This window comes from Dorea sp. 210702-DFI.3.17 (genome assembly GCF_020560825.1).
Lineage (GTDB): Bacteria > Bacillota > Clostridia > Lachnospirales > Lachnospiraceae > Dorea > Dorea formicigenerans.
In genome coordinates, this window is record NZ_JAJCNB010000017.1 from 48,190 (window position 1) to 57,379 (window position 9,190).

Genomic DNA, 9,190 nt, shown 5'->3' on the forward strand with positions numbered 1-9,190 from the left:
CATTTGTTCATTTTGCTTCAATTTTCCTTGAACCAATTAACTAATTCCATTATAATCACTATGCTCTGTTTAGAACATAGAATATTTTTGTATTTATTATCAAATTTCTATGGTAATCAGTGATTTTTTTATGCATTTTCCTTATATCTACTTTTTTCGGCATATTCATCGCAACACCCAAATCTGCACATTTAAAACAAATCTACTGTTTTCATTCATGCGAAAAAAGCTTCACACACAACTTTCCAGGCTGTGTATGAAGCTCTTTATATTGTATTCTCTTCTATAATTTTATTCGATCACTCCACCGTTGGCCTCGATCAATCCATTAATATAAGCTGTTCCGAGTGCACGGTCATATAATCCGTAACCTGGTTTTCCTGTTTCTCCCCAAATCATACGTCCGTGATCCGGGCGGAAATATCCGTCAAATCCAGTCTCTACCAATGCTTTCACAATTGCATTCATATCGAGAGAGCCATTCTGTGTCAGATGTCCAGACTCTTCAAATGATGTATCCGGAAGGATCTTTACATTTCGGATATGCATAAATCCAATTCGATTCATTGAAGAATATTTGCGTACCATAGCCGGGATATCGTTTTTCGGAGAGCTGCCCAGGGATCCAGTACACAGACACAAACTGTTAGCCGGGCTGTCCACAATAGAAAGATATCGATCCAGATTCTCCTCGCATGTGATCACTCTTGGAAGTCCAAAAATCGAATACGGAGGATCATCCGGATGAAGCGCCATGACAACGCCGCACTCTTCCGCTACCGGAATGGATTCTACAACATCAAAAATCAATCCATGCTCCCGGCATTCATCTACCAGATGTTTGATACTTTCTTCCGGCCATACTTCTCCCGGTTTTACATCATAGACAGCAGAAACAATGGAACGCATTCCCGGAATCTGACGGATCTTATCTAATGTTACCGGATCACTGCCTCCGTACCAACGAAACCCTACAAATGAGATGAGCAGCAGGATTCCAATAATATATTCCATGATATTTCCTCCTGTATCAAAGATTCTTTATGATTTCTATAACCTCTTTTAAATTCGAAACTTTCGCATCCCACAGGCCTTCTTCTTTCTTAGGTGCCGGGGACAGATCGGGGATTACAATCGCTTTGCAGCCAGCATTTTTTGCAGCCTTCAGACCATTTGGGCTGTCTTCCAAAACAAGACATTTCTCAGTCGGAACTCCCAGCGTCTCTGCCGCAGCTATGAAGATATCACCGGCAGGCTTCGCTGCCTTCACTTCATCACCGCACACTGATGCACTGAAATATTCTGTTACATTTGCCATATCCAGATAACCCCTCGCTTTCTTGCGGTTTGTCGAGGTTGCGAGCGCCGCCGGAATATTTTCTTTTTTCAAATACTCCAGCAGCTCCACCAACCCTTTCTTTACCGGAAGCCCATTCTTATCGATCCATTCTTTTGCATATACCGTCCGAAGCGTAAATGCTTCATCATACAGCTCTTCACTTCCAAATGCTTCTTTGAAATGTCTTCGCTTTTCTTTTTCTCCGGTTCCACGAAAAGAAGCAATCAATTCATCTTTCATATGAATGCCAAGCTTTTTTCCTGCATATTTCCAGCCTTCGTATCCGATTCTTTCCGTATCGAACATAAGCCCGTCCATATCAAAAAGTACTCCCTGAATCATTGTTTCTTCCTATTCTATATTTCCTAATTATTATTACATCTTCATAACAGATTCCCATACTTCTTCAACAACCGGGATTCCCTGTTCTTTGTTCTCTTTGATATTCTTAAGCTCTAACTCTCCCGGATAAAGAACTTCTCCGTCCTCTTTGATCGGCTCAGAAGATTTCACATCTGCAAGAATCTCATCTACAATTGCATCTGTCTGCTCCACTGTGTTGAACTTTGTAGGATCTACTGCAATCATAATCTGAGTAAGTCCAATCTCGTCACCGAATGTTCCGATTTTTGATACAGAGTTTCCATCTGTAAGAACTGTTGCGATCAGATCCAGCACGATGGAAAGTCCACTCCCCTTCCAGTATCCCATCGGAAGCACACGCCATGTCTTCTCGATTTCTGAAGGATCTGTTGTGAGTTCTCCCTTTGTATCATATCCTCCCGGCACCGGAAGTTTCAGTCCTTTCAGACGGCAATCTTCAATCTTTCCATAAGAAAACTGAGATACAGCACAGTCGATCATTGCATGTTCCCCATTAGAACGAGGCACTGCCATGATCAACGGGTTATTTCCGATCTTGCGGTTCAGTCCGTGGGAGTATACACCAGCCAGACTGTTCTGTGCGAAAATGATTGCCGCATTCTCGGCATCTTCATGAGTGAATCCTTTTTCTCTAATACTCTTGCAAACTCCTGCACCATTACATCATATTGAACTCTCATATTAATCTCCTTTCAATTTCGAGAAAATATTATTGAAAATTATGAAGAAAAAAAGCAGAGGTACTTTCAGTTTTTCTTTCTGAAAATCCTTCTGCTTTTTATAGCTCTATCTGCAATCTTTCACCTATATCGTCTTTTTTTGTTGTCTTATGTCAGCTTATGTTGTCTTTCCTTCCACCAATTCCGGCTGGATCACACAGGAAGAGTACACATCCGTCTGTTCAATCAAACTTGTAAGGAGCTGCACGCTCATCATCGCAACCATCTCCGGCTTATTGTCAATAGTCGTAAGACGTGGTTCACAGATTCTTGCATATTCTGAATTATTGTACCCGGTAACCGCTACATCTTCCGGTACTCGAAGTCCGGCACGCAATGCCGCTTTCACCGCTCCCGTTGCTGTAATGTCTTCTCCACAGACAATGGCTGTAAATTTCTTATTCTCGGCAATCAGTTTTTCAACCGCTTCGATTCCTCCACCGATACTTCTGTCCATATCGATCACATATTGCTTCGCGTCACTAACACCGTGACTTTCCAATGCTTTTATAAACCCTTCACTTTTTAACCTGGCACTGACCGTATCCATATCCTTTAGATAGTACATATCAAGGTGCCCTCTTTTTAGCAGATGTTCCACTGCCAGAGAAACGCCATACCGGTCATCAACTAAGACAGAATAGGAATTCGGCAGTTCCAGTTTTCCATTCGCAAGCACTACCGGTGTATTCTTAATCATATTTCCAATTTCATCTTTTTTGCAAAGTGTATTAAAAATTGAACCGACCAGTACGATTCCGTCTACTTTTTTCTCAAGCATTGTCTTTAAATACTTGGCTGTCTCTTCCAACTCACCACCCGTATTACAGATTGCGACCTCGTATCCTCTGTGGCTGAACTCCCGTTCAATTGTATAAACAGTTCTCGCATAATGCGGCACGCGGATATCCACAGTCAGTACTGCAACCGTATTCATTGTTTTACTTACCATACCACGCGCAATCGCACTGGGCGTATAATCATGCTTGTCCAATATTGCTTCTACTTTTTTTCTTGTAGCAGCATTCACATTCCCTTTGTTATTCATAACACGAGAAACCGTTGATATAGAAACTCCGGCTTCTTTTGCTATATCATATATATTCATCTTTTTCCTCTTTTCACTGCTTTGCATTGCATACCAAGCTCTTATGAAAGCGCTTTTATACTATGAGGATGCGTGATTTCAAAGGGATTTGTCAAGAGATTATTGATGAAAGTAATTTTTCCTGATACCCAGAAGTCCCATATTCTTCAATCGCTTCCGCCAGTAGGTAATTAATTTATCTGACACCTGCATAAGAATACTCCTTTTTTAAATTAATTTTACTATAACACACTAGTCATAAAATCCAAGAACGTCCATGCCGTCTCACTTTTACAACCGTTTTATTCTTACCTCAACTGTAAAATCAATGAATAGAGCAAAAAATGAGACAATCTCATTTTTCAATTACAAAAGAGAGGAGCATTTATATGCCAAAACCAAAGACAGCCACCGGAGAAAAGAACTTAATCAGTAAAAGACTCATCGAGCTTCGTGAGAAAAACCATATGTCCCAGCGGATGCTTGCCCATCAGCTTCAACTGCGCGGCTATGATATGGACAAAAATGTAATTACAAGAATTGAAACAAATAAGCGCTTTGTTACTGATGTTGAAATCAAAGCATTTTCTGAAGTTTTCGAAATATCTTATGAATATCTCATTGATGGAAAAGAAAAGTAATGCGAGTGGCTTCGCATTACTTTTCTTTCCTATTGATATTGTCAATATTGGTTGACACATTTATCTCAAAGATATCACTGCCTATGCAGCCAGTCCCAGAGATTCGTAGTATCTCTGGCGCTTGATCATCGGAGGAAGCCCACCGTTAGCAGAGCAGATCCTCCTGTTATTCCAGTAACTGATGAAATATCTCCAAATGAGAACCTTCAGTTCCTCTGTGGTCATAGTCTCCGTATTGTAGCGGTCATAGAGAAGCTCGCTTTTCATTCTAGCCCACATGCTTTCGCATCGGGCATTATCGTGGCACCTGCCACCAGCACTGTTCATGCTTTGAATAATACTTGGCGAAATCGGTGATATCCACCGTTTCTCCAGCCCCAACAAGCTGCTTGCATATGCCGGTTTAGATCCTTCTGTCTATCAGTCAGGGAACTTTCAGGCTAAAAAAACCAGAATGTCCAAACGTGGATCTAAAGTCCTTAGATATGCACTTGTTAATGCAGCTCTCAATGTTGTTAAAAACAATGCCACCTTCAAGGATTACTACGAAGCCAAGATGGCTGAAGGCCGGACTCACTATAATGCCCTTGGACACTGTGCCGGCAAGCTCGTCAGAATCATTTGGAAAATGATGACTGACAACGTGGAATTTAATCTTGATTAAGAGGTCTGGATACCTACATCATAAATTTGTTTAAAAGCACCCACCAGGGAGCCTTATTAAGGTTACCCATTTTTACCACGAAAAGGATTTATTAATTTCCAGCTAATTTAAGCTTGACTTTTCATAGCTGGTCTCCCAACACAATATAATGTACTTAACGCTATATTAAGTTAGCATATTTAAAAAGAATTATATATAGTATTAAATAAATAGGTAATATGCTTCTAATTATCTTTTCTAGTATAATTCTCTTATATTTTTAAGCTTTATAAACAAGTATTATCGCATACACATTATCAGTCAAAAATCCTCGTAATATCCCTATACCGATTTACTACCCGATAAATCTCTACATACTCTTCTCCCACTTTATAAATAATTACATAATTTCCCCAAACTGCATACTTGTAATCTGTTCGGAAACTAACTCTTTTGGAGAGATCTGAACCTATCCCCGGAAACATTTGAATATTTTCAAATTTACCGTAAATTTCTTTGATCGTCTTTGCAGCATATTCTGCATTATCCTCAGCGATATAATCACGAATTTCTTTTAAATCCGTTGCAACCAATGGGTTGATTCGTAATTTCAGCATAGTTTACTCCCCCACAAGTGCTTTTAGTTCGTCCAAACTGAGCCAGCCTTCGCCGTCTTTGACTGCCTCCTCTGCCTCCTGCAGCTTCATTAATAGCTTTTTCTCTGCACGATCACGCTCATAATCTTCTATATCAAGCACTACAAAACGCCCTCTGCCATTTTTTGTCAAAAACACCGGCTCTCCAGTCCGGCAATTTTTTAAAACTTCATTATAATTTCTCAAATCAGATACTGGTAAAATATTCGCCATATAGACCGGTCTCCTTTCTTGATGCACTGTTTTTTCTATATTTATTATATGCGAAAAAGCTGTAAAATTCAACTTAAAATTTTACAGCTTTCTTATTTTTCAAATAGTAACCATCAATTCTTCAATAATATCCCGACAAGGAATTCACCAATTATAATCAATCAAAACATCAAAGATTCATTCTTGATTATATTTATCTAGATAAAACATTGTTATTTACATCTTTTTACACAAATAACGATATATAATCGTAGCTAATATATACTCTGCAACTGCAACACCGGCAAGAATACATACGATCAAAGTACCTGCACGAAATAGTGCAGCTATAAACGAAGCAAGATCCACAATTAAAGGGGTGTTTTGTTAAAGGAACATTTACTGCACGAAATCTAGCTGCCAATGATATAAAGAAAATTGTTGATGAGGTAAACAAAATCAACCATAAGGCATTTGGCGAGGAAAAAGATCTTATCGGTCGTGTATACGAATACTTTCTTAAAGAATTTGCAGTAAATGCTACAAAAGAAGAAGGAGAATTCTATACACCACATGATGTGGTTCAGTTGATTGCAAGCCTGATGTGATTTCTGTTCGTCAGACCAAAGATTTGCCGCCACCTTCCTTCTGATTTCACCTCGCGATGGACACCCTACTTGGTCTTGGCTGTATCCTTCCCACTACTAGGGCAGATTGGGGTAGGGTCAAGCGATGGCGCGGTAATCCGTTTCCATCGCCTGCCACCTCAAACCGTGCATGAGGTTCTCCCTCACACGGCTTTCCGATAACCTTCTTCCTACAGCATTCAAACGACTGCCACATATCTTTTCTTGTTTAGATAATAAAAGTACTCTATTCCACTGGTTGCATACCTCTTTCGAAATCCATACAGCACATGTTCTCTGTATTTCTTCTGTTTTCGCCTGTAGTACACCCGTCTCCATAGCTTCATCCACACGAATTCATCGAGCTGTTTAAATCGTTTTGTTGAGTTTCCATGCTGAAAGTAGTTTCTCCATCCTCTTATGAGTGGATTTAATTTCTCCACCTTCTGCTCCAGACCCTCATAAGCTGATTTTCTGCAAGTAATTACTCGACTGCATCCTTTACCTTTTTTATCGCCTTTTTACTAGGCATCATATACGGCAACTTCCTTCCACTTTTGGTTTTACCAAACTTCTGGAAGCAGAATCCAAGAAAGTCAAAACTCTCTTTATTCATATCTACAATCTTCGTTTTCTGCGGATTCAACGTCAGTTTCAACTTAGTCATTATTCTTTTCAGATGCTCAAACGCTAATTCTGCATCTGTTCTTTTTCTGCACATAATCACTGCATCATCTGCATATCTAACTATGACACCCAGTTCCTTATGATTTTCCCAGTAGGAGTCCAGTACATGAAGATATATATTTGCTAACAACGGGCTAATGACACCTCCTTGCGGTGAACCTTTTTCCGTTGGATAGTATTTCCCATTTTCAATAACTCCTGCTCGTAACCACTGTCTGCATAACTTAATGACCCTTCTATCACTGATGCGACGATTTAATAATCCCAGTAGTATTTCATGGTTGATGTTGTCGAAGTATCCCTGTATATCTGCATCTACTACATACCAGTTTTTATATAATTCTTTTTTCACTTTTTCTGTAGCCTGTTTTGCGTCTCTTTTAGGGCGAAATCCATAAGAATTATCTAAAAAGTTTGCTTCAAAGACAGGTTCTATCACAATCTTACAAGCTTGTTGCACAATCCTGTCTCTAATAGTCGGTATACCCAATGGTCTTTGTTTCCCATCCGGTTTTGGAATGTATACCCTCTTTACCGGCTTTGGTCTGTATTTCTTATTCTGCAAATCTTCTTGAATATCTAACAGGTATTCTTCTACTCCGTATTCCTCAACCATTTCAAAGGTAATGTTGTCAATTCCAGCACTTCCCATGTTTTCTCGTACTTCTTTCCATGCCCGCCACAAAATATCCAGGCGAAAGATACGGTCATACAACGCATGAAATCTACGTTGCTTATCCTTTTTGGCTGCTAGGTATAGATTACGTTGAAGTTGTTGTGATTTTCCTATTGAGTGTTGTTGTCCAATGTTTGGCATGCACTATCCCTTACCTTCCCGTTAATCCTGATTAAAGCAGAGCCCCTTTTCTCCCATTGTTTTTCTTACCAACAGTTCATAGATACTATGGGCTCCTCCGACTTCTCATACCACTTCCCAAGAAATTTCGCATGCGTGCTTATATCCTCAGTTACATACTTGTGGTTATATGATGGTATGAGATCTCTCCTGTTCCGTTATCAACTTTCATAACATTCCGCTCCCTCTACACCGAAGGGTTCTTCAATGCTGTACTCCAGTATCCCCACATCTTCCATGGTCTTCGTCAGAAAGTCAGTGACTCGACTCCCTCTTGTCCCCTTACGGGGCTAACGTAACGATGCTACAGGATTCACTTTATGTTACGGACTGTTATTTTGCACCTGTTTCTCACAGGCATACCTCGCTTCAACACAATCAGTCACCAAAAAGCATTGGAGGCTCGCTACAAGGCTCACTGGCGATTACCTTGACCAGACTTTCACTGGCAAGCTGATAACAGCTTGCAGAACACACGACTTTCACCCGTTAGAAACGTGCGCCGCAAGGCGCACATAAAAAACCCTGTTGCTCACGCACCAGGGTTTTTGTTTATCTCTCCGTATTTAAAACAAGATTAGGCTTCTATTCAACTTCTGAAAACTGATCTTTTCCAACATTACATAATGGGCATTCAAAATCTTCCGGAACATCCTCCCACTTTGTTCCTGGTGCAATACCACCTTCCGGGTATCCAACCTCCTCGTCATACTCCCATCCGCAAACATCACATACATATTTCATTATTGAATCCTCCTTTTAAAATATTGTTCATTCACAGCTATTTTGCTTTTGTATCCTTATTACTCTATAGTATTCGTATGGACAAAGTTTATTTTAACATTTCCATAATCCATGTAAATTGCAGTATGCATATACTTCCTCCACCTGCTCTCCGTCACAAAGACAGAAATCTGCAACCGGCTCCTGTCCTGGATTTAACTGTTTTCTATAAACACCCTGATTGGTATTTAATGGAATCCATTCAATAAAGTGTTCTTCAAGCATTGGATGTTTGATTTCTCCAACAACAACATGAACCAGATTACCGTCTAGTGTATATACCGGTACATGCTTTTCAACTGCGGCATCTGTTACTCCGGCTTTCAGTTCCGGCATCAGCTCTCCACAACAAATTACAGGTACACCTTTGTCTTTACCTTTTCAATAATGTTTCCACAATGCTTACATACATAATATTTTACTTCCTTGTCTATTCTCCCTTAATAATTCTCTGCACGTACTTCAAAATAACTCTGCGGATGATTGCATACCGGGCATACCTCTGGAGCCTTTGTTCCGACTACAATATGTCCGCAGTTACGGCATTCCCATACCTTAACTTCGCTCTTTTCAAATA

Annotated in this window: 11 protein-coding genes and 4 pseudogenes; 3 read left to right on the top strand and 12 right to left on the bottom strand. The window is 40.0% G+C overall.

Annotated elements, in window-relative coordinates:
- Positions 1–291 precede the first annotated feature (291 nt).
- The 4 genes and pseudogenes from LI149_RS09590 to LI149_RS09605 form a co-directional block, all read right to left on the bottom strand.
- Complete coding sequence (locus tag LI149_RS09590; RefSeq protein WP_227143282.1) at positions 292–1,014, bottom strand: mannonate dehydratase; 723 nt, start codon at positions 1,012–1,014, stop codon at positions 292–294.
- Between the two features lie 16 nt (positions 1,015–1,030).
- A complete protein-coding gene (locus tag LI149_RS09595; protein ID WP_227143283.1) occupies positions 1,031–1,681 on the bottom strand; it encodes an HAD family phosphatase in 651 nt (216 codons plus the stop codon).
- 33 nt (positions 1,682–1,714) lie between these two features.
- Positions 1,715–2,403, bottom strand: a pseudogene (locus LI149_RS09600) (Ldh family oxidoreductase).
- A gap of 157 nt (positions 2,404–2,560) precedes the next feature.
- Positions 2,561–3,550 (bottom strand): LacI family DNA-binding transcriptional regulator, encoded by a 990-nt coding sequence (locus LI149_RS09605; RefSeq protein WP_227078744.1) that lies wholly within the window; start codon positions 3,548–3,550, stop codon positions 2,561–2,563.
- Positions 3,551–3,918: 368 nt separating this feature from the next.
- Between LI149_RS09605 and LI149_RS09610 the strand changes: the two genes are divergently transcribed.
- Positions 3,919–4,170 carry a helix-turn-helix domain-containing protein gene (locus LI149_RS09610; RefSeq protein WP_005339884.1) on the top strand — a complete coding sequence of 84 codons (252 nt, stop codon included), beginning with the start codon at positions 3,919–3,921 and terminating at the stop codon, positions 4,168–4,170.
- A gap of 81 nt (positions 4,171–4,251) precedes the next feature.
- Here LI149_RS09610 and LI149_RS09615 read toward each other — a convergent pair.
- Positions 4,252–4,503: pseudogene (locus LI149_RS09615) on the bottom strand (integrase core domain-containing protein); the annotation flags it as partial.
- 4 nt (positions 4,504–4,507) lie between these two features.
- Here LI149_RS09615 and LI149_RS09620 point away from each other — a divergent pair.
- Positions 4,508–4,834, top strand: a pseudogene (locus LI149_RS09620) (transposase); the annotation flags it as partial.
- Positions 4,835–5,130: 296 nt separating this feature from the next.
- On the opposite strand, the gene LI149_RS09625 reads toward LI149_RS09620, so the two are convergent.
- On the bottom strand, positions 5,131–5,430 hold the full coding sequence (locus LI149_RS09625) for a type II toxin-antitoxin system RelE/ParE family toxin (RefSeq protein ID WP_227143284.1): 300 nt from the start codon (positions 5,428–5,430) through the stop codon (positions 5,131–5,133).
- A 3-nt stretch (positions 5,431–5,433) separates the two neighbouring features.
- Positions 5,434–5,682 (bottom strand): type II toxin-antitoxin system prevent-host-death family antitoxin, encoded by a 249-nt coding sequence (locus LI149_RS09630; protein WP_168933414.1) that lies wholly within the window; start codon positions 5,680–5,682, stop codon positions 5,434–5,436.
- A 473-nt stretch (positions 5,683–6,155) separates the two neighbouring features.
- On the opposite strand from LI149_RS09630, the gene LI149_RS09635 reads away from it, so the two are divergent.
- Positions 6,156–6,269, top strand: coding sequence for an N-6 DNA methylase (locus LI149_RS09635; RefSeq protein ID WP_227086067.1), 114 nt, complete (start codon positions 6,156–6,158; stop codon positions 6,267–6,269).
- A 218-nt stretch (positions 6,270–6,487) separates the two neighbouring features.
- Here LI149_RS09635 and LI149_RS15900 read toward each other — a convergent pair whose 3' ends face one another.
- The 5 genes and pseudogenes from LI149_RS15900 to LI149_RS09660 all read right to left on the bottom strand — a co-directional run.
- Positions 6,488–6,730, bottom strand: coding sequence for a group II intron maturase-specific domain-containing protein (locus LI149_RS15900; RefSeq protein WP_369123558.1), 243 nt, complete (start codon positions 6,728–6,730; stop codon positions 6,488–6,490).
- Positions 6,731–6,771: 41 nt separating this feature from the next.
- Positions 6,772–7,791 (bottom strand): group II intron reverse transcriptase/maturase, encoded by a 1,020-nt coding sequence (ltrA, locus tag LI149_RS09645; RefSeq protein WP_227078743.1) that lies wholly within the window; start codon positions 7,789–7,791, stop codon positions 6,772–6,774.
- A gap of 624 nt (positions 7,792–8,415) precedes the next feature.
- On the bottom strand, positions 8,416–8,574 hold the full coding sequence (locus LI149_RS09650) for a rubredoxin (RefSeq protein WP_117456460.1): 159 nt from the start codon (positions 8,572–8,574) through the stop codon (positions 8,416–8,418).
- A gap of 93 nt (positions 8,575–8,667) precedes the next feature.
- A pseudogene (locus LI149_RS09655) lies at positions 8,668–9,047 on the bottom strand (desulfoferrodoxin family protein).
- Between the two features lie 6 nt (positions 9,048–9,053).
- Positions 9,054–9,190, bottom strand: a 137-nt coding sequence (locus LI149_RS09660; protein WP_369123559.1) for a rubredoxin-like domain-containing protein, incomplete at its 5' end; no start/stop codon positions are given.